We start from the raw sequence: 20743 nt of genomic DNA, 5'->3' as shown, positions 1-20743 counted from the left end.
GCAGGTCACGGGCAGCCCACCCTCGTGTCACAGGAGTGTCCTGGTGGGTCCACCCCGTGAACCCGATCGGTGCCGCCCGTATCGGAGTAGGAAGAACGACCTGCCTGGCAGGGAACTTCGAACCTTTCGACCTACGGAGCAGTAGATGCGCATCCAGAAGATCTCGGTCCTCACTCTCGTCGCCGTAGCCGCCGGGCTCTCGCTCACGGCCTGCGACAAGGGCAGCGACAGCTCCAGCGCCCCCGCCGGCTCAAGCTCCAGCACCTCCGGCAATTCCGGCAGTTCTGACAGTTCTGGCAGCCAGAGCAAGGCCGGCTCGGCCGAGAGCGGCTCCGCCGCCGGCGGGACCGGGACCAACGTCACCAACAAGTCCGGCTCCGCCTCGGGCAACGCCTGCCGGACCGCGAACCTGGGGTTCACCACCTCGGGCGGCATGGCGGAGGGCGAACTGATCGTCAACCTCAAGAACACCGGCGCCGCCACCTGCACGCTGCACGGCTTCCCGGGTGTGGACCTCAAGGGCCACAACGGCACCATCAGCGCCACCCGCAGCAAGCTCGCCGCGCACGACGTCAGCGTGGCGCCCGGCCAGGAAACCCGCTTCACCCTGCACTACCCGCCGAACCACACCGGCGGCTCCGGTGTCACGTTCACCAGCCTGGTGGTCACGCCGCCCAACGAGACCCACTCGCACACCATCCCCGAGGGCATCAACATCCCCGCCACCCAGTCCGGCCCCGTCGTCTCCGTCGACCCGGTCGGCGCGGGAAAATAACCGCCGCCGCCCGGACTTGGCTCCCCTGCGCCACGGCTCGGTCCCACCGCGTACGTCCGCATCTCGTACGGTCCCAGCGCGTGCGGTCCCAGCGCCTGCGGTCCCACTGCGTACGGTCATGGCCGGACGAAACCGTACGCGCCGGGCGGGGAGCCGCCTGCCGCGGGCTGATCCGGCCCGCGTGCCGTGAGTGGGTGCGGCTCGTATGTCACGGGCGGGCGCGGCCCGTATGCCGTGAGCGGGTGAAGCCGTGACGCGTACTCAGGCCCGCGCACACCGGCCCTTGATCCCCGGGCGCCCCGTCCGGTTAGACTCTCGCGACTGCTCAGGGACCTCAGGGGAAGCAGGGCCGAACGGTGCCAGTGAAGAAGATCATTCTCTATATAGCAGTCGTCTTTGTGCTGTACACGATCATCACTTCGCCGGCCAGGTCCGCCGACCTCGTACAGGTAGGGTTCGAAGGGGTCTCCAACGCCGCTAAAAGCGTCGGTAAGTTTATGACCGAACTGGTGAGCTGAGCCCGTACATCCGTTCCGTAAGGAGTGTCCCTTGATCCGCCACTTGGTCCTCTTCAAGCTCAACGAGGGCGTCTCACGTGACGAGCCCCGGGTCGCGGCCGGCGCCAAGGCGTTCGCGGAGCTCGGCGGGCTGATCCCGGAGGCGGAGTTCTGGGAGTGCGCCTGGAACATCAGCGACCGGCCCATCGCCTACGACTTCGCGATCAACTCGGCCGTCCGGGACACCGAAGCGCTGAAGCGCTACATCGAGCACCCTGCCCACCAGGCGGCCGTCGGACAGTGGAGCGAGTTCGCCACCTGGGTGATCGCCGACTACCCCTTCTGAGTCAATCCCCGTACCACCCCTGAGTCCCGCTTGAGCCCTTCGCGCGTACGGCTCCCCATCATTTCCGATGGGGGGCTTTTTGGCGTTTGGGCTGGTTTAGAGCACTTTTTAACGTCAACACGACGTTATGAGGTGCTTGCACACAGTGCACATGTCTTGTGATGCTATGACCGCTTTTGACGGATGAGTTGACCAAAAAGTCGACGAAAAAGGGGTGGCGTGACCGTGCCGGCCAGTACTGCGCCTGAAGTACCGCCCCAGACCGCCCTGCCCCAGGACAGCCAGCCCCAGCCCGCTCAGGCCACTCAGGCCACTCAGGCCACTCAGGCCACTCAGGCCACTCGGGCCACTCGGGCCACGGTCGAGGAGACTCCGCCCGCCAGGACCCGCGGTGCGGACACCCGGGCGCTGACCCAGGTGCTCTTCGCCCAGCTCAAGGGGGTCGAGCCGGGCAGTGCCGAGCACACCAGGGTGCGCTCGGCACTGATCGAGGCGAATCTGCCGCTGGTCCGGTACGCCGCCGCCCGGTTCCGCAGTCGCAACGAGCCGATGGAGGACGTCGTCCAGGTCGGCACGATCGGGCTCATCAACGCCATCGACCGGTTCGATCCGGAGCGGGGGGTGCAGTTCCCGACCTTCGCGATGCCGACCGTCGTCGGCGAGATCAAGCGCTACTTCCGCGACAACGTACGGACCGTCCACGTCCCCCGGCGGCTGCACGAACTCTGGGTGCAGGTCACCGGGGCCACCGAGGACCTCACCACGATGCACGGACGGTCCCCCACGACGGCGGAGATCGCCGAGCGGCTGCGCATCAGCGAGGAGGACGTCCTGTCCTGCATCGAGGCGGGCCGCTCGTACCACGCGCAGTCGCTGGAGGCCGCCCAGGAGGGCGACGGGCTCCCGGGGCTGCTCGACCGGCTCGGTTACGAGGACCCGGCACTGGCCGGAGTCGAGCACCGCGATCTGGTCCGGCATCTGCTCGTCCAGCTGCCCGAGCGGGAGCAGCGGATCCTGATGCTGCGCTACTACAGCAATCTGACGCAGTCCCAGATCAGCCAGGAACTGGGCGTCTCCCAGATGCACGTCTCAAGACTGCTGGCCAGAAGCTTCGCGCGGCTCCGATCCGCAAACCGGATCGAGGCGTAACCAGTACGGGTGATCCTCACCTGAAGAAGAAATGCCTCACACCCCCTCTTTCCAGCGCACATTTGTCGACTTGGCGCTACAGCGCGTTGCCGACATGTGACATTCTGCTGGAACCGCGTTTGCCGCAGTCCACCCTCCGGTATTCAGGTGGAGGCTGCGTTCCTCCGACGGGAGCGTCCGCCGCGACCGTCCGCGACCTCAAGGGGGTGGCATGTCCGCAGAACAGGGCAGCTCGAAGGTGCTCACGAAAGACGCACCGGAGACACTCAGCTCCGAATTGCCGAGCTCTGGCGCCATCGACACCCGCACTCTGTCCCGCTCCCTCTTCCTGCGGCTCGCCATACTGGCCTCCCAGGAACCGGACAGCCCGGAGCGCACCTACGTACGGGACACACTGATCGAGCTCAACCTGCCGCTGGTGCGTTACGCGGCGGCCAGGTTCCGCAGCCGGAACGAGCCGATGGAGGACATCGTCCAGGTCGGCACGATCGGCCTGATCAAGGCGATCGACCGGTTCGACTGCGAACGCGGCGTCGAATTCCCGACGTTCGCGATGCCGACCATCGTCGGCGAGATCAAGCGCTTCTTCCGCGACACCTCGTGGTCGGTACGGGTACCGCGCCGCCTCCAGGAGTTGCGGCTCGCGCTGACCAAGACCAGTGACGAACTGGCCCAGAAGCTCGACCGCTCACCGACCGTCCCCGAACTCGCCCTGGCTCTGGGCGTCTCCGAGGAGGACGTGGTCGACGGGCTGGCGGTGGGCAACGCGTACACCGCGTCCTCGCTCGACTCGCCCTCCCCCGAGGACGACGGCGGCGAGGGGTCCCTGGCGGACCGTCTCGGCTACGACGACACGGCGCTGGAGGGAGTCGAGTACCGGGAGTCGCTCAAGCCGCTGCTGGCCAAACTGCCCCCGCGGGAACGGCAGATCATCATGCTGCGGTTCTTCGCCAACATGACCCAGTCGCAGATCGGCGAGGAGGTCGGCATCTCCCAGATGCATGTGTCCCGGCTGCTCACGCGGACGCTGGCGCAGCTGCGCGAGGGCTTGATCGGGGAGTAGGCGGAAGCCGGCGGGAACGGCGGCAGGAACAGGCGGGGCTCGGCCATTCACGGGCCCCTCCGTTCTTCTCTTCCACGCCCGCCGGGTTCCTAATTGACGGTCCGTCAGACACACTGGCGCGATGCGACGCCAGCACGCGGCCATCGCCGCCACCGCAACGGCCCTCTGCCTGGGCGGCCTGGTGGCCGCTTGCGCGGGCGGCACCGCACACCACGGCTACGCCGCCGTCGGCGCCGCGGGCCCCGGACAGGCGCTCACCACACCCGTACCGCCCTCCGGGAAAGTCACCCTGACGCCCCTGGACGGGCCAGGAACGGCCGCGGGGCACGGCGCGGGGAAGATACCCGGACCCGGTGGTTCCGCAGCCGGAGAGGGCGCACAGAGCCCCTCCGCGCCCGGCGGGGCCAACTCCGGTCACCAGCCACCGGATTCGGCCGGGACGGGCACCTCGGGCGGCCCAGCGACATCAGGCGCCTCGCGAACACCGGGCGGTCCGGCCGGATCGGAGGGACCAGGCGGATCAGACGGATCGGCCACCCCGGGCGCACCCGGCCACACCGGCGGCGGCAGCACCTCCACCCCGCCCACGCCCGGCTCCGGAAGCGGCTCTTCGGGGGGATCCGGCGGCGGTTCGGGCAGTACATCGCCCGCCCCTCCGGCAGGGCCCGCCGTACTCAAGATCGTCGGCGCCCTCGACCGCGCCACGACGGACAAGCGCTGGTGCGAGAAAGTGACCGTGCGCTTCAGCAACACCGGTGGCGCACCGGTCGCTTCGGGCACGGTCACTTTCTCGACGCACATCATCGGCGGGCTCGGAGTGGACTGGGCGACCCGGACGTCGACTCAGCCGCTGCCGGGGCCGATCGCCGCCGGCGCGGCCAAGTCGAAGACGTACACCGTGTGCGTGGACGACTGGCGGGTGCCGCTGGGGATGCACATAGAGACCCGGAAGGCCTCCGTCAGCTGGAAGTGACCCCGCACGGCCCGGACTTGCCTACGGACCGGAGTTCCGGACGCGCCGGGGCCCCGGTGGAGCAGGAAACGGGACGGTCAGCCCAGCGCGAGGAACGCGACGGCGGCCAGCACCACGATCACGGCGATGACGCCGACGATCACGCCGATCCTCGGGCCCGACTGCTGCTGCGGAGCGGCCGCGGGCCGGGTGGCGCCCTGCGGTGCGCCGTCATCGACAAAGGCGCGGAACATCTGAGTGCTGCCCGCGGGGTCGTGGTTGCCCTCGGGGCCTTGGGGCGCTTGGGGGTTATGTGCCATGACGCAGGACCCTAGCGAACCCTGCGGTTCCGCCCAACCCCCGGGCGAAGGGCGACACCTTTCGAACACCCTTCCGTCACCTCATTGAACTCACACTTGCAAACATTTTAATTTTCCTTTACCTTTCCCGGCGACATTTAATTTGCCTGCAGCAACCAACGGGTTTAATGTTGCCTGGAGCAACAACATAGAGCGCTCACAGGAAGCCCACAGGGAGGTGTCCGTGGCAGCGCAGAGTCAGTACGAAGAACTGGCCAGGCAGCTGAGTGCCATCGGCGCCGTCCAGCGCGGCCTCTCCCGCATACTTCCGCCGGAATGCCCGACCGGATCAGCCGCCGCGCTGTCCCTGCTGGGCCGGCACGGCGAGATGCGGATGAGCAGGCTCGCTGAATTGCTCGCCGTAGACATGTCGGTGACCAGCCGGCATGTGGCCCACGTCGCGGAGCGCGGCTGGATCGAGCGGTCCCCGGACCCCGCCGACAAGCGCTCCCGCATCCTGCGGCTCACCCCCGCAGGCAACGACATGCTCGGCGTCCTCGCCGAGCGGTACATCGACTCTCTCGCTCGCACTCTCAGCGACTGGTCCGACGACGAGGTCGGGCAGCTCAACGTGCTCCTGGAACGCCTGCGCGCCAGCTTCGGCGACTGCCGGGCCTGGACCGGACACCACGAGCAGGCCCGTACGTCCGCCTAGGACCACCCAGAACCGCGCAAACCCGCACAGAAACTCATCGATCTACAGAGTTCTACATATCTATACAGATCTTCGTAGATCCGCACAGACCCGCGTACCACTCGCGTACCACCGCGCGTAAGTAGAGACAGAGGAATTCCATGGCTACGACCACACCAGCCGGTGTGCGGGGCGGCCACGCCAAGCACGGGGGGAATCCCGCCCCGGACGACAGTGCGCCCATGACGCACCGGCAGATCATGGAGGCCCTGTCGGGCCTGCTGCTCGGCATGTTCGTCGCGATCCTGTCGTCGACGATCGTCACCAACGCGCTGCCGAAGATCGTCTCCGATCTGCACGGCAGCCAGTCCTCGTACACCTGGGTCGTCACCGCGTCCCTGCTGGCGATGACGGCGACCACCCCGCTCTGGGGCAAGCTCTCCGACCTGTTCAGCAAGAAGCTGCTCGTCCAGATAGCCCTGATCATCTACGTCCTGGGCTCGGCGGCAGCCGGTCTCTCGCAGAACTCGTCGACGCTGATCATCTTCCGTGTCGTCCAGGGCATCGGCGTCGGCGGTCTCTCCGCCCTCGCGCAGATCGTCATGGCCGCGATGATCTCCCCCCGTGAGCGTGGCCGGTACAGCGGCTACCTCGGCGCCACCTTCGCGGTCGCGACCGTCGCGGGGCCGCTCCTCGGCGGTGTCATCACGGACACCAGCTGGCTCGGCTGGCGCTGGTGCTTCTACGTCGGTGTGCCCTTCGCGATCATCGCGCTGATCGTTCTGCAGAAGACCCTGAAGCTTCCCGTCATCAAGCGCGAGGTCAAGGTCGACTGGGGCGGCGCGTTCTTCATCGCCGCCGCCGTGTCCCTGCTGATGGTCTGGATCACCTTCGCCGGTGACAAGTACGACTGGATGTCCTGGCAGACGGGCGCCATGGTCGGCGGCTCGATCGTTCTGGGGCTGCTCTTCATGCTCGTCGAATCCAAGGCGAGCGAGCCGATCATCCCGCTGCGGCTCTTCCGCAACCCGACGATCACCCTCGCCTCCATCGGCTCGCTGTTCGTCGGTGTCGCGATGTTCTCCGGCACCGTCTTCTTCAGCCAGTACTTCCAGCTTGCGCGCGGCAAGTCGCCGACGATGTCCGGTGTGATGACGATCCCGATGATCGGTGGCCTGTTCATCTCCTCGACCGTCTCGGGGCAGTTCATCACCCGGACCGGCAAGTGGAAGATCTGGCTCGTCAGCGGCGGTGTGCTGGTGACCGCCGGGCTCGGCCTGCTCTCCACCATCCGGTACGACACCACGTACTGGCACGTGGCGATCTTCATGGCCCTGATGGGTCTCGGCATCGGCATGATGATGCAGAACCTGGTGCTCTGCACGCAGAACCAGGTCTCCCAGAGGGACCTCGGTTCGGCGTCCTCCACCGTCTCGTTCTTCCGCTCCCTCGGCGGTGCGGTCGGCGTCTCGGCGCTGGGCGCGGTGCTCGCCAACCGGGTCACTCACTTCGTCACCGACGGTCTGCACGACCTCGGCCCGAAGGGCGCGGCGCTGGCCGGAAAGGGGATGGGCGACGGATCGGTTCCCGACATCGGTGCTCTGCCGCAGCCGCTTCGCTCCATCATGGAAAGCGCGTACGGGCACGGCGTCGCCAACGTCTTCCTGTACGCCGCCGCCTGCGCGCTGCTCGCGTTCCTGGTGACGCACTTCATCAAGGAGGTACCGCTGCGTACCCGCGCCGTGGGTGCGCCCGAGCAGGAGGTACCCGCCGCAGTCGCTTCAGCCGCGGTGGCGGAGACTGTCCCTGTCAACGACGCCGTTCCGGCCGGCTCCCTGCCGGCCCCCGCCACTTCGTACGGAAGTGGCCCGACCACTGAGGAGACGATGCCGATGCAGTCCGCCCCCACCCCAGGTATCACTATCCACGGTGTCGTCAGGGGCGCCGAGGGCGCACCGGTCGGCCAGGCGGCCATCACGCTGATCTCGCTGGCCGGGCGCCAGCTGGGCCGCGCGGTGGCGCAGGGTGACGGCGGCTACGCGGTGGACGCGCCGAGCTCCGGCTCGTACGTCCTGATCGCGTCCGCCGACGGCTTCCAGCCGCAGGCCTCCACCGTGTCCGTCGGGGACGAGGCGCTGTCGTACGACATCCTCCTCTCCGGTACGAGCGGTCTCGCCGGATCCGTGAAGTCCGCCGACGGCGGCAAGGCCGTCGAGGGCGCGATGGTCGTCGTCACCGATGTGCGCGGCGACGTGCTGGCCACCGGCACGTCCGGTGCGCAGGGCGAGTTCACCTTCAGCGAGATGATCCCCGGTTCGGTGACCGTCGCGGTGAACGCGACCGGCTTCCGGCCGATGGCCCTGCCGGTCGACGTCGGCGGCCAGGGTGTGACCCGTGTCGAGGTCGCGCTGGAGTCCGGTTCGCTGGTCCAGGGTGTCGTACGCGGCGGAGCCGACCGGCGCCCGCTGCCCGATGCCCGGGTGACGCTCGTGGACGCCGCGGGCAACGTGGTGGCCACGGCGACCACCGGGACCGACGGAGCCTACGGTTTCGCCGACCTCAACTCCGGCGAGTACACGGTCATCGCGACGGGTTACCCGCCGGTGGCGGGCTCGTTGACCGTCGCGGGAAGCGGCATCGACGGACACGACATCCAACTGGCCCACCCGGGCGAGTAGTCACCAGGCTGCCCCAGCGGATGCGGGGCGCGGAGGGGCCCGGTCCGACCGGCCCCTCCAAGCCCCGGACGTGGTGGTGGCGGGCAGGGGACGGCCCGCCACCACCGCCCGGGGCCCACTTTTTTGAAGGAGAGAGAACGGGAATGGGACTTCGCGCACAGGTACGGACGCGCGACGGCTGGGCGGTCCAGCACGCCGTGGTGACCGTGACGGACATGACCGGTGCCCAGGTACTGCGAGCGCAGGTGGGCGAGGACGGCACGGTGAGCGACGACGCGGCCCTGGCCCCCGGTCCGCACACCGTGATCGTGACGGCCGTCGGCTACGCGCCCGCCGCGTCCACGGCCTTCGTCACGGCGAGCGGCCGTGCCGACGTCGGCACGGTGGTACTGGCCAGGCAGGGCGGCGTGGAACTCCCGCCGCCCGGCACCTGGACGCTGGACCCGGCGCACTCGTCGGTGGCCGCGGTCGCCCAGCACCTGGGCATCTCCAGCGTGCACGGCCGGTTCACGGAGTTCGTGGGCCGCATCGAGATCGCCGAGGACGTCGAGAAGTCGCGCGTCGAGGCGGTCATCGCGACGGCCTCGATCGACACGGGTAACGGTATGCGCGACGGCCATCTGAAGTCCGCGGACTTCCTGGACGTCGAGAGCTACCCGCAGATCACCTACAGCAGCACCGGGATCACCCCCGCGGGACCGGACCGCTGGACGGTCCACGGCGAGCTGTCGCTGCACGGTGTCGCACGCGAGGTCGACCTGAGCCTCAGCTACCTGGGTACGGGTCCCGACCCGTGGGGCGGCGTGCGCGCGGCCTTCCACGCGACGGCCGAACTGCGCCGCGAGGACTTCAAGATGAACTACAACCAGGTCGTCCAGGCGGGCATCTCGGCCATCGGCACCACGCTCAAGGTCGAGCTGGACATCCAGGCCGTCCAGGGCGACTCGCTGCCGACCGCGTAACCGGCCGGGCCTGCCCGCAGCGGTCCCTGTACTGGCCTTATCGGTCTGTACCGGCCCGCATCAGCCAGCATCAGCCCGTACCGGTCTTCACGGCCCCCGCCCGGCCCCTCGGCGCCGCACTCCTTGTGTGCGCTGCGGGGCCGGGCGTTCTGCTGCCCGGGACGGGTGCCCGGCGGGGGAGGGGGCGGCCGTGTGCTGCCGGGCCCGGCCGTGCGGTGCGACGTATCGTGCAGCCATGGCACCCAACATCGCGACCAACACCCCTGTGGAACTGCCCGAACTGCTCGACTTCGTACGCCCCAGGCACCGGGCGATCCTGCTCACCACCCGCTCCGACGGCCGCCCCCAGGGCTCCCCGCTGACCTGCGGGGTCGACGACGCGGGCCGGATCGTCCTGTCGACCTACCCCGAACGCGCCAAGACCCGCAATGTCCGGCGCGACGCACGGGTGAGCGTCATCGTGCTGTCGGACGAGTGGAACGGCCCGTGGGTCCAGGTGGACGGAGCGGGCGAGGTCATCGACTCACCGGACTCGGTGGAGCCGCTGGTGGAGTACTTCCGCAACATCTCCGGTGAGCACCCGGACTGGGACGAGTACCGCGCGGCCATGGTCAAGCAGGGCAAGTCGATCATCCGGATCACCCCGGAGCGGTGGAGTCCGATCGCAACCGGCGGCTTCCCGGCGCGGCTGGCCGAGGACAGCTGACACCGCTCTCGGGCGGGCCCTGGGGCATTACGTGGGCCCGGACCGGCCCGGACCGGCGCAGGCCGGCCGGGCCGGGCGCGTGTCAAACAGCGCGTATGACGGGCACGGGCCCGCCGTTCGTGCTCTGCATGTGCCAACTCCCCCTACGCGCACTGCTCCTGGGCGGCAGCACCGTACGGTTCATTGTCCGCTCATCGCCCGCTCACTGTCCGGCGGGCGGCACGGAACCGGGTCCTGTCTCTTCTCCTGCGCCGCGTTTGGCCTCGATGCCCGCGATCAGCAGATCGAGGGCGAAGCCGAAGTCGCGCTCCCGCATCTCCTCGACGGTGTCACCGCCGCGCGCCGCCATCACGTCCTGGGCCTGCTCGAACGTCCGGCGCAGCGAGGGCTGTTCGCTCATCCCGCCCATGGCGTGCTGGTAGTACTCGTCCTGCGTCATCCCCGCCCGCGCGCAGCGGTCCCTGAAGTGGCCCTCGACGGTGCCGAATCCGTACACGAACTGGAAGACCGCGGCCAGGCCGCCGGTCTGCCCGGTCAGCGGAAGACCGGCCCTGCGCATCACGTCCTGGGACGCCTCGGAGAACTTCAGCGCGCACGGGCCGATGTTGAGGAACACGCCGACGAGCGGGGAGAGCCAGGGGTGGCGCACCAGGATGCCGCGGTATCCGGCGGCGAGACTGCGCAGCTGAACGCGCCAGTCGGCGCCGTCGTCAGACCGGTCAGGCCCGTCAGACCCGACTTCGGAGCCGTCAGACCCCACTTCGGGTCCGTTTTCGGATCCGTCAGACCCGTCAGACCCGACTTCGGCTCCGGACAGCACCAGTTCGCCCATCACCGCGTCCACGGCCAGTTCGAGGAGGTCGTCCTTGGTGTCCACGTACCAGTAGACCGACATCGCGGTGACGCCCAGTTCGGCGGCGAGGCGGCGCATGGAGAACTTCGCCAGACCCTCGGAGTCCAGCAGCCGCACCGTCGCCGCGGTGATCTTGTCCAGGTCGAGCCCGTCCGGCTGATCCGTTCTGCGGGTGCGCGTCACCTTTCCGCCGAGCCAGACACTGGTCCGCGCGGGACCCTTCGCGCGGTCGGCCGCAGTCACCATGGCGCGCCTCCTCCGGAACGTGTGGATCCACCGGTACCGGTACCGATGTTAGGCCGCTGCTCCCGGTGCATCCGCCCGCTCGGCACGCCGGAGGAGCACCGCGGCGAGCAGCCCACCCGCAAGTACCGCTACGGCGCCCACCAGTTGGCTGGTCTGCAGACCTGAGGCGAAGGCGTCCGCGACCCTGCCGCGCTCGCCGGGCCCGTCGGCTGCGGCGAGAGCCGCGGGGAGCGAGGCCACGCCCAGCGCCGCGGGCAGCAGGGCGGCGAAGCGGGAGTTGAGTACGGCGCCGAGCACGGCGACACCCAGGCCGTTGCCGAATTCGGCCAGGGTGCCGTTGACACCCGCGCCGACCCCGGCCTTCTCCGGCGGGATCGCGCTCATGATCGCGTTGGCCATCGCGGGCATGGCGAACGCGATACCCGCGCCCATGACCACCAGGCCGAGCAGCATCCCCGGATAGCTGTGACCGCCGAGTAGCGCGATGGCCACGAGACCGGCGGCGAGCGCGGTCATCCCGGCGGCGATGGTGCCGGGCGTGCCCAGCCGGGGCAGCAGTCTGGCCGAGACCCCGGTGAGGTTCAGCGCCACGATGGTGAGGGCCAGGGGTGCGGTCCGCAGCCCCGCGTCCAACGGCCCGTATCCGAGCACGAACTGGAGGTGCTGGGTGAGCAGGAAGAGCGAACCGCCCATGCCGAAGGTGACGAGGACCGCCCCGGCCACGGCGCCGACGAAGCGCTGGTTGCGGAAGAAGTGCATGTCCAGCATGGGGAACGGGATATGCAGCTCCCAGGCGACGAACCCGGCCAGGAAGACCACGCCGATGGCGGCCGCGACGAGGACATGGGGGGAGGCCCAGCCGTGCGCGGGGCCCGAGATGATCGCGTACACGACCGCGGTCATGCCCACCGTGGAGAGCAGCGCGCCGAGCAGGTCGGGGCGGTCACCGGCCGGGTTCTTGGACTCCGGTACGAGGGTGACGGCCGCGGCGAGCGCGATGACGGCCACCGGGATGTTGACCAGGAAGATCGCACCCCACCAGAAGTGGTCGAGCAGCGCCCCGCCGATGAGCGGTCCGGCGGCGAAGCCGAGTGAGTTGACCGTGGACCAGAGGCCGATGGCTTTGACGCGCTCGGTGTTGTCGAAGATCTGGACGACGACGGCGAGGGTGGTGGTCATCAGCAGCGCGCCGCCGACGCCCATGCCCGCGCGGGCGGCGATCAGCTGTCCGGTGGACTGGGCGAGCCCGGCGACGAGCGACCCGGCCCCGAAGAGCGTGAGGCCCGCGATCAGCATCTTCTTGCGGCCGTACCGGTCGGCGGAGCTGCCCGCGGTGAGCAGCAGACCCGACTGCACCAGCGAGTACGCGTTGATCATCCACTGGATGTCGGCGGTGGACGCGTGCAGGTCGCGGGTGAGCGAGGGGATGGCGACGTTGAGGACGGTGTTGTCGAGCAGCACGGTGAGCTGGGCGAGGCAGATCACGCCGAGGATCACCCAGCGCTGGGGGTGCCGGATGGCGGTGCTCTCGTGCTCGGCGGCGGTGGTCGTCATGCCGGGCTCCTGATTCGTGGGCGGGGTGCGCGGTGGCGGGGCGGAGACTGCGCGGAAGCCATGGAGTCGTATACACCGTATAGGAAAGTATTCTACGGTGTACATTCGTTTTGCGCCGAGTTGCTTTCGGGTAGTTACGTCCGATGAAGCTGACTGCTCGTGTTGCTGAAGTGCTTCTGGTCTCAGGTGTCCTGGCCGCGACGATCGCGCCCCCGGCACAGGCGCACGCCCCCGCGCGCGCCGCCCATGACGTGCCGCTGCGGGTCGCCTCGTACAACATCCATGCGGGTGCCGGGATGGACAACGTCTTCGACCTCGACCGACAGGAGGCGGCCCTGCGCGCGATGCACGCGGACGTGATCGGCCTTGAGGAGGTCGACGTCCACTGGGCCGCGCGCAGCGAATGGCGGGATGTGGCGGGCGAGCTGGCGAAACGGCTCGGGATGCATGTGTTCTTCGCCCCGATATACAGCGTCGACGGGCGGGAGTTCGGGGTGGCGGTGCTCTCGAAGTACCGCATCCTGAAGGCCGTGAACCACGAGATCACCCGCCTCTCCACCCAGGACCCGAATCCGGTCCCGGCGCCGGCCCCCGGCTTCGGTGAGGTCGAGCTGCGGGTGAAGGGCGTACCGCTGCATGTGTACGTGACGCACCTGGACTACCGCGCCGACCCCTCCGTACGGGTGAGCCAGGTCGCGGAAACCCGCCGCATCATGGGGCGGGACCGGAACCGGAAGATCCTCCTGGGCGACTTCAACGCGACCCCTGACGCACCCGAGCTGGCACCGCTCTGGCACGAGCTGACGGACGTGGACCCGGGCGCACTGACGTTCCCGGCGCTGAAGCCGGTGGAGCGGATCGACTATGTGGCGGTTTCGCGCGGGGTGGGGGTACGCGGCGCGGAGGTGCCCGACACGCTCGCGTCCGACCATCGGCCGATCGTGGCGGACCTGTCGCTGAAGCGGTAGGCGAGGCGCGGAGAAACGAGGAAGGGGTGGGGCGGGGAGAATCTCTCCCCGCCCCACCCCTTCCTTTCCCCCGTTAACTTCCTTCGCGTACCGGCTGCGTTCCTCAGCCGCCGGAAGTGTTCGCGCCGGCCTTCACCTGCGTCAGGTCGTACAGAGTCGCCGACCCCACCGTCACCTTCACGAACCGTCCCTCGACCCAGGACGAGATCTTCGAAGCGGCGCCGCTGCCGGATCCGCCACCCATTCCGCCGCCCATTCCGCCGCCTGCGACGAAGTAGTGGATCTTCCCGTCGGCCACGTCCTTCTTGAACTGCGCGAGCGTGGGCGAGGGGTCGCTGCCGTTGAAGCCGCCGATCGCCATGACCGGCTTCTGGGTCGCGAGCTGGTAACTCGCGGCGTTCTGCGAGCCGATGGCAGCGGCCATCCAGGTGTAATCGTCGGCGTGCGCGCTGATCTTGGTCTTGACCTCGGCGCTGACCTGCTGGCCGTCGAGAAGACCGCCCATGCCGCCACCGCCCCGGAAGCCGCGCTCGGCCATCCAGCCGCCCGGCGCCCGGCCCGTCTGGCCCCGGCCGTTCCGCACCTGGCCCTGGCCCTGCTGACCGTTCCCCTGCGGGCTGTTCCCCTGCTGGCCGGTCGGCGGCAGGCCCATCCCGCCGCCGGGGGCGTTACCCGGGGCCTGACCGTTCGCCCCGGTCTGCCCATTCGTACCGGCCTGACCGGCGGCCTTCCCCGTCTGGCCGGCCTTCCCGGTGGGCGCCTGGCCCATCCTCGGGCCGCCCCAGCCACCGCCGTCCCGGCCGCCCCGACCGGGGAAGCCGCCCATGCCGCCCATCCGGCTCGCGCCCGCCGGACCCGCCGTCACGATCGACCCGGTGTGTCCGGTGTTCAGCGTGGACACCGTGTACGCGAACGGCGCGGCCAGCGAAGCCACCAGCCCCACGCCCGCGGCGCTCAGCGCGAACCCGCGGTCCAGCCGGCCGGCCACCGCCAGGCCGAGCGCCGCGGCGAGCCCGACGACCAGCACCGCCCAGCGCAGCCAGGGCAGATAGTCCGGCGTCCGGCCGAGGAGCACGTACGCCCAGACCGCGGTCGCCGCGACCACGACACCCAGCACCACCGACCACCCGAACCGGCCGCGCTCCTCCCACAGGACCGTGACGCCCATCCCGACGAGGGCGGCGATGTACGGCGCCAGCGCCACCGTGTAGTACTGGTGGAAGATCCCGGCCATGAAGCTGAAGATCAGCAGGGTCATCAGCAGCGCGCTGCCCCACACCAGGAACGCCCCGCGCGCGGTCTCCGTACGCTTCGCCCGCCAGGTGATGACGATCCCCGCGACCAGCAGGATGAGCGCGGCGGGCAGCAGCCATGAAATCTGGCTGCCGATCTCAGAGTTGAACATCCGGTCGAGACCGGTCGCACCCCAGCCGCCGCCACCCATACCCCGGCCGCCACCGCCGCCACCGCCCCCGACACTGCCGGTCTCGTCGCCGCTGATCCGGCCGAGCCCGTTGTAGCCGAAGGTCAGCTCAAGGAATGAGTTGTTCTGCGAGCCGCCGATGTACGGACGTGAGGACGCGGGCCACAGTTCGACGATCGCCGTCCACCAGCCGCCCGCGACCACCATCGCCCCTGCGGACAAGCCGATCTGGCCCAGCCGCCTGCGTACCGTCGTGGGCGCGAACACCCCGTACACGACAGCCAGCGGCGGCAGGATCAGGAACGCCTGGAGCGTCTTGGTCAGGAAGGCGAAGCCGATCGCCACGCCCGCCCACACCAGCCATTTGGTCCGCCCGTCCTCCAGCGCACGCAGCACGAAGTAGACGGTGACCGTCATCAGCAGCGCGAGCAGCGCGTCGGGGTTGTTGAAGCGGAACATCAGCGCGGCGACCGGCGTCGTCGCCAGCACCACACCGGCGATGAGCCCCGCCACGGCGCTGAACCGGCGCCGTACCGCCGCGTACAGCACCCCGACCGTGCCGACGCCCATCAGCACCTGCGGGACGAGGATCGCCCACGAACTCAGCCCGAAGATCCGTATCGAGAGCGCCATCGGCCAGAGGGCGGCCGGGGGTTTGTCGACGGTGATGGCGTTGGCCGAGTCCAGCGAGCCGAAGAAGAGGGCCTTCCAGCTCACCCCGCCGGCCTGGGCCGCCGCGGAGTAGAAGGAGTTGGCGTATCCGGAGGCGCTGAGGTCCCAGAGGTACGCCACGGCGGTGAGCAGCAGCAGCCCGAGGAACGCGGGCCGCACCCAGCGCGGATCCTCGGCACGCCCGCGCCACAGCCGGGCGATGCGCGGCTGCCCCGACGGCGGCGCAACAGCCCCCGGGATCTGATGAGTAGGGATATCGGCGGTGGTCATCGTGCAGTCCTCGGGTCGTCGGTGCGCCGCTCGGGGAACACCCAGGCGCGGAAGAGCAGGAAACGCAGCACCGTCGCTGCGAGGTTGGCCGCGATCAGCACCGCGAGCTCGGTGCCGTGCGAGGGGTCGTCGGACGCCGCGCCGAGCGCGGCGAGGGACCCACTGGTGAGGGCGAGGCCGATCGCGAACACGACCAGACCCTGGGCCTGATGGCGTACCGCGCTGTCGCGCCCGCGCACGCCGAAGGTGAGTCTCCGGTTGGCGGCGGTGTTGATCAGCGCCGAGACCAGCAGGGCGCCCGCGTTGGCGAGCTGGGGGCTCACCTCCGTACGGAACAGGGAGTACAGCAGCAGATAGAGCAGTGTGGAGAGCGCGCCGACCACGCAGAAACCGACCAGCTGGCGGGCGAGTCCCCCGGGCACGCCCGTCAGTTCACGGTCGCGCGGATCGTCCCCGAAGGGGCGCGCGAGCCGGTCGAGCGGGAGCGCACCGACCCCCAGCGCGCGCCCCACCCGCCAGACGCCCTTGAGGTCGTCGACGGCCGTCCGCACGATGTGCACGGTGGACTGCGGGTCGTCGACCCAGTCGACCGGCACCTCATGGATCCGCAGCCCGGCGCGTTCGGCGACCACCAGCATCTCGGTGTCGAAGAACCACCCGGTGTCCTCGACCATCGGCAGCAGCCGCTGCGCGACATCACGGCGGATGGCCTTGAACCCGCACTGGGCGTCGCTGAACCGGGCGGAGAGCGACGAACGCAGGATCAGGTTGTACGCGCGCGAGATGAACTCGCGCTTGGGACCGCGCACCACCCTCGAACTCCGCGCCAGCCGGGAGCCGATGGCCAGATCGGAGTGCCCGGAGATCAGCGGGGCCACCAGGGGCAGCAGCGCGTTGAGGCCGGTGGAGAGATCGACGTCCATGTAGGCGAGGACGGGGGAGTCGGACGCGGACCACACACTCCGCAGCGCCCGCCCGCGCCCCTTCTGGTCGAGCCGGACGGCCCGTACCTCGTCCAGCATGGCCTCAAGTCCCGCGGCCACCTCGGGGGTCCGGTCGGTGCTCGCGTTGTCGGCGATCGTGATCCGGAAGCTGTACGGGAACGTCCCGGCGAGATGGTCACGGAGCCGCAGCACACACGGTTCGAGGTCCTTCTCCTCGTTGTACACGGGGATCACCACATCGAGCACCGGGGCGTCGGCTGCCGTCACGGGGAGATGCTCCCGTGCCGGCAGGGTGCCCGGAGAAGTGTCGGTTCGCATACCGACGACACTCGCCAGCGGCGCTGTCACCCCTGTGTGGTCAGCCTGTGGTGGGGCTGTGAGTCGGGGGGCTGTGAGTCGGGGGGTGCGGGGCAGTGGGTTGTGGGTGGGTGGGATGTGGGTGGGGGGCTTGCGGGTGGTGCGGATGGGGGGCTTGCGGGTGGTGCTGGTGGCGCGGGTGGGAGGCTTCCGAGCCGGTGGGGGGATGCGCCGGGATCGTGGGGACGGGCGGGGCCGCGGGGACTGCCGGGGCTGCGGGGGCTGCCGGGGCCGCGGGAGCTACCGGGGCTGCGGGGGCTGCCGGGGCCGCGGGAGCTACCGGGGCAGCAGGCGCCCCCGGCACCCCAGGAGCAGCCGGCAGCCTGACCGCGAACTCCGTGCGGCCCGGCACGCTCCGTACGGTCACCGCCCCGCCGTGCGCCACCACGACCGCCTGCACGATCGCGAGACCGAGCCCGGTCGAACCGGCGTGCCGTGACCGTGAGGCGTCCCCGCGGGCGAACCGTTCGAAGACGTACGGGAGCAACTCGGCCGGAATACCCGGGCCGTCGTCCAGCACCTCCACCACCACCCAGCCCCCCTCCCGCCGTACCCGTGCGGTGACGGTGGTACCGGGCGGGGTGTGCGTACGGGCGTTGGCCAGCAGATTCACCAGGACCTGGTGGATGCGGGCCCCGTCGGCCGGCACCAGGGCGGGGTCGTCGGGCAGTTCGAGCCGCCAGGTGTGGCCCTGGCCCGCCGCGCGCGCATCGCTCACCGCGTCGACCACGAGCGGGGAGAGATCGGTGCTCTCGTATGTGAGCGGGGACAGATCAGTGCTCTCGTACGAGATCGGGCGTCCCGCATCCAGTCGTGCGAGCAGCAGCAGATCCTCCACCAGGCCGGTCATCCGCCGGGCCTCCGACTCGATGCGGCCCAGCGCGTGCCGGGTGTCCGGACCGGTCTCCTCGCCGCCGCGCCGGGTGAGTTCGGCATAGCCGCGGATGGAGGCCAGGGGGGTCCGCAGCTCATGGCTGGCATCGGCGACGAACTGCCGTACCCGCGTCTCGCTCTGCTGCCGGGCGGCCAGCGCCGAACCCACATGACCAAGCATCCGGTTGAGCGCCGCGCCGACCTGCCCGACCTCGGTCCGCGGATCGGCCTCGGCGTCGGGGACCCGTTCCAGTGGGGCCACCTCACCGCTGTGCAGCGGGAGTTCGGAGACCCGGGTGGCGGTCGCCGCGACCCGTCTGAGCGGGCGCAGCGCCATCCCGACCAGCGCGGTCCCCGTGATGGCGGCCGCGAGCAGCCCGGCCGCCGTGACACAGACCTCGACCACGATCAGAGTGGTGACGGTGGACTGGACGCCGGTCAGCGGAAAGCCGAGCACAAACGTGCCGCTGCTGGAGGAGATCGCCCGGAAGTCGCCGAGGCCGGGGAGCGATACGGTGTGCGCATTCCCGTCCCTGGGCACCGATTCCAGTGCGCCGAGCTGATCGTCGCCGAGCGGCGAGCTGTCGGGCCGGGCGCCCGGTGTGGCGACGCTCTTCACCCCGTCGACCAGTCCGTCACCGCCGACGACGGTGCGCCCGCCGACGGTCCCGATCGGCAGCCCGGGCTGCTGGACGATGGAACGGTCGCCGCCCATCGGGTCGTGGTCGGGCCGCTGGGCCGCAGCCATCAGCTGTTTGTCGAGCTGCCGCTCCAGATTGGAGTGCATGGCGATCGTGGTGACCGTACCGATCACGGCCACCACCACGGCGATCAGCGCCACGGCCGAGACGACGAGCCGGGTACGCAGCGACCAGCGCCGCCGCACCGACACCGGTTACTCCCCGGGCTTGATCAGATATCCGGCCCCGCGCCGGGTGTGGATCATCGGCGAACGCCCCGCGTCGATCTTGCGCCGCAGGTACGAGATGTAGAGCTCGACGACGTTGGCCTGGCCGCCGAAGTCGTACGACCACACCCGGTCGAGGATCTGCGCCTTGGAGAGCACCCGGCGCGGGTTGCGCATCAGGAAGCGCAGCAGCTCGAACTCGGTCGCGGTCAGATGGATGTTGGTCCCGCCCCTGGTGACGTCGTGGCTGTCCTCGTCGAGGGTCAGGTCACCGACGGCGAGCGTCGACTCGCTGCGCTGAGCGCCCGTACCGGACCGGCGGATCAGCCCGCGCAGTCTGGCCACGACCTCCTCCAGGCTGAACGGCTTGGTCACGTAGTCGTCACCGCCCGCCGTCAGACCCGCGATCCGGTCCTCCACGGCGTCCTTGGCGGTCAGGAAGAGCACCGGCACATCGGGCAGCTCGCGGCGCATCCGGCCGAGCACGGCGATACCGTCCATGTCGGGGAGCATCACGTCGAGCACCACGGCGTCGGGCCGGAACTCCCGCGCGGTCCGCACGGCTCCGGCCCCGTCACCGGCGCTGCGCACCTGCCAGCCCTCATAGCGCAGCGCCATGGAGAGCAGCTCCGCGAGCGAGGCCTCGTCGTCCACGACGAGAACGCGCACCGCGCTGCCGTCGGGCCTGCACATTTCGGTACGCCCCTGGGGCGAGGTCGTCGTCATGGGCCCAGCCTCCGAGCGACCTCTGAGAGCCCCCTTTCCCCAACCTGTGAAATTCCTGAGAAACGCCCACCCGCACGCGGCACCTGTCCGGCGCGCCCCGGCCGTGGTGCTCCTACTCGGCCGGCGCTGCCCAACGGCCCGCGCTGCCCCGCCCGCCCGGACTCCCCCGCCTGCCCGCGCTGACGCGTGGTCGCCCGGGCTGCCGTACGGTCCCCTCCATGCGGATCCTCACCCTGTCGGGCAGCCTGCGCGCCCGTTCCACCAACGGCGCCCTGCTCCATGCGGCCGGGTCCCTGGCCACAGCCGAGGGGACGGCCGTCACGACCGCCGACATCGGCGGACTGCCCCACTTCAACCCGGACCTCGACGGCGAGGGCGCCATGCCCCCGGCCCCGGTGGCGGCCCTGCGGAAGTCCGTGGCCGAGGCGGACGCCGTGCTGATCGTGAGCCCCGAGTACGCGCACGGCGTGCCTGGCGTACTGAAGAACGCCCTGGACTGGCTGGTCAGCAGCGGCGAGTTCATCGACCGCAGGGTCGCTGTGATCACCGCGTCACCCAACCCGGCGGGCGGCGACTACGCCAACACCCAACTGCGCGAAACGCTGCGGATGATGACCGGCACCGTGATCGATGAGGCCTGCCTGATGGTCGGAACCGTCGGCGCCAGGCTCGACCGGGACACGGGCGAGATCACGGACCCGGACCTCACCACGCAGCTCAAGGCAGCACTGAAGGCACTGACAGCGCCCTGAGCCAGCGGCCGGCCAAACCGGCCCAAGCCAGGCCAGGCCAATCCGAGCGAGCCCCAGCACACGCCGGCCCAGCCCAG

The 20743-nt window shown here is 70.0% G+C and carries 18 protein-coding genes; 11 read left to right on the top strand and 7 right to left on the bottom strand.

Annotation, left to right across the window (positions count from 1 at the left end; all coding sequences use genetic code 11):
- Nucleotides 1-145 precede the first annotated feature (145 nt).
- The 5 genes from OG210_RS15045 to OG210_RS15025 all read left to right on the top strand — a co-directional run bounded on the left by OG210_RS15045 (nt 146) and on the right by OG210_RS15025 (nt 4803).
- Nucleotides 146-775: a DUF4232 domain-containing protein gene (locus OG210_RS15045; protein WP_328328732.1), complete on the top strand. Its 630-nt coding sequence runs from the start codon at nt 146-148 to the stop codon at nt 773-775.
- A 549-nt stretch (nt 776-1324) separates the two neighbouring features.
- Nucleotides 1325-1618, top strand: a complete 294-nt coding sequence (locus OG210_RS15040) for a Dabb family protein (protein WP_328328734.1) — start codon at nt 1325-1327, stop codon at nt 1616-1618.
- Between the two features lie 267 nt (nt 1619-1885).
- Nucleotides 1886-2767 carry an RNA polymerase sigma factor SigF gene (locus tag OG210_RS15035; RefSeq protein ID WP_371540306.1) on the top strand — a complete coding sequence of 294 codons (882 nt, stop codon included), beginning with the start codon at nt 1886-1888 and terminating at the stop codon, nt 2765-2767.
- 211 nt (nt 2768-2978) lie between these two features.
- Entirely contained in the window at nt 2979-3830 is an 852-nt protein-coding gene (locus OG210_RS15030) for an RNA polymerase sigma factor SigF (RefSeq protein WP_328328738.1), read from the top strand.
- A 121-nt stretch (nt 3831-3951) separates the two neighbouring features.
- Nucleotides 3952-4803: a hypothetical protein gene (locus OG210_RS15025; RefSeq protein WP_371536981.1), complete on the top strand. Its 852-nt coding sequence runs from the start codon at nt 3952-3954 to the stop codon at nt 4801-4803.
- 77 nt (nt 4804-4880) lie between these two features.
- Here OG210_RS15025 and OG210_RS15020 read toward each other — a convergent pair whose 3' ends face one another.
- A complete protein-coding gene (locus OG210_RS15020) occupies nt 4881-5102 on the bottom strand; it encodes a hypothetical protein (RefSeq protein WP_328328742.1) in 222 nt (73 codons plus the stop codon).
- A 223-nt stretch (nt 5103-5325) separates the two neighbouring features.
- On the opposite strand from OG210_RS15020, the gene OG210_RS15015 reads away from it, so the two are divergent.
- The 4 genes from OG210_RS15015 (at nt 5326) to OG210_RS15000 (ending at nt 10121) form a co-directional block, all read left to right on the top strand.
- Nucleotides 5326-5796 carry a MarR family winged helix-turn-helix transcriptional regulator gene (locus OG210_RS15015; protein ID WP_328328744.1) on the top strand — a complete coding sequence of 157 codons (471 nt, stop codon included), beginning with the start codon at nt 5326-5328 and terminating at the stop codon, nt 5794-5796.
- 140 nt (nt 5797-5936) lie between these two features.
- Nucleotides 5937-8453: an MFS transporter gene (locus OG210_RS15010; protein WP_371536978.1), complete on the top strand. Its 2517-nt coding sequence runs from the start codon at nt 5937-5939 to the stop codon at nt 8451-8453.
- A gap of 143 nt (nt 8454-8596) precedes the next feature.
- Nucleotides 8597-9415: a YceI family protein gene (locus OG210_RS15005; RefSeq protein ID WP_328328749.1), complete on the top strand. Its 819-nt coding sequence runs from the start codon at nt 8597-8599 to the stop codon at nt 9413-9415.
- A gap of 235 nt (nt 9416-9650) precedes the next feature.
- On the top strand, nt 9651-10121 hold the full coding sequence (locus OG210_RS15000) for a PPOX class F420-dependent oxidoreductase (RefSeq protein WP_266855329.1): 471 nt from the start codon (nt 9651-9653) through the stop codon (nt 10119-10121).
- A gap of 202 nt (nt 10122-10323) precedes the next feature.
- Here the strand turns inward: OG210_RS15000 and OG210_RS14995 are convergent, their stop codons facing one another.
- Together OG210_RS14995 and OG210_RS14990 are read right to left on the bottom strand one after the other, a co-directional pair.
- Complete coding sequence (locus OG210_RS14995; protein ID WP_371536973.1) at nt 10324-11220, bottom strand: TetR/AcrR family transcriptional regulator; 897 nt, start codon at nt 11218-11220, stop codon at nt 10324-10326.
- Nucleotides 11221-11268: 48 nt separating this feature from the next.
- Nucleotides 11269-12774: an MFS transporter gene (locus OG210_RS14990; RefSeq protein WP_371536970.1), complete on the bottom strand. Its 1506-nt coding sequence runs from the start codon at nt 12772-12774 to the stop codon at nt 11269-11271.
- 143 nt (nt 12775-12917) lie between these two features.
- On the opposite strand from OG210_RS14990, the gene OG210_RS14985 reads away from it, so the two are divergent.
- Nucleotides 12918-13742 (top strand): endonuclease/exonuclease/phosphatase family protein, encoded by an 825-nt coding sequence (locus OG210_RS14985; protein ID WP_371536967.1) that lies wholly within the window; start codon nt 12918-12920, stop codon nt 13740-13742.
- A 103-nt stretch (nt 13743-13845) separates the two neighbouring features.
- Here the strand turns inward: OG210_RS14985 and OG210_RS14980 are convergent, their stop codons facing one another.
- The 4 genes from OG210_RS14980 to OG210_RS14965 are packed head-to-tail and all read right to left on the bottom strand — an operon-like array spanning nt 13846 to nt 19914.
- A complete protein-coding gene (locus OG210_RS14980) occupies nt 13846-16107 on the bottom strand; it encodes an ArnT family glycosyltransferase (protein ID WP_371536965.1) in 2262 nt (753 codons plus the stop codon).
- Entirely contained in the window at nt 16104-17369 is a 1266-nt protein-coding gene (locus OG210_RS14975; RefSeq protein ID WP_328328759.1) for a bifunctional glycosyltransferase family 2/GtrA family protein, read from the bottom strand. Before OG210_RS14975 ends, OG210_RS14980 begins: the two co-directional genes overlap by 4 nt.
- Before the next feature lie 40 nt (nt 17370-17409).
- Nucleotides 17410-19167: an ATP-binding protein gene (locus OG210_RS14970; RefSeq protein ID WP_371540303.1), complete on the bottom strand. Its 1758-nt coding sequence runs from the start codon at nt 19165-19167 to the stop codon at nt 17410-17412.
- Between the two features lie 9 nt (nt 19168-19176).
- Nucleotides 19177-19914 (bottom strand): response regulator transcription factor, encoded by a 738-nt coding sequence (locus OG210_RS14965; RefSeq protein WP_328328761.1) that lies wholly within the window; start codon nt 19912-19914, stop codon nt 19177-19179.
- Between the two features lie 218 nt (nt 19915-20132).
- Here OG210_RS14965 and OG210_RS14960 point away from each other — a divergent pair, with 218 nt between their 5' ends.
- Nucleotides 20133-20666 (top strand): NADPH-dependent FMN reductase, encoded by a 534-nt coding sequence (locus OG210_RS14960; protein WP_371536962.1) that lies wholly within the window; start codon nt 20133-20135, stop codon nt 20664-20666.
- Nucleotides 20667-20743: the final 77 nt, after the last annotated feature.

The sequence above is a fragment of the Streptomyces sp. NBC_00466 genome, from assembly GCF_041433995.1.
In the GTDB taxonomy this organism is placed as follows: Bacteria; Actinomycetota; Actinomycetes; order Streptomycetales; family Streptomycetaceae; genus Streptomyces.
This window is presented reverse-complemented; position numbering and strand designations above follow the sequence as displayed.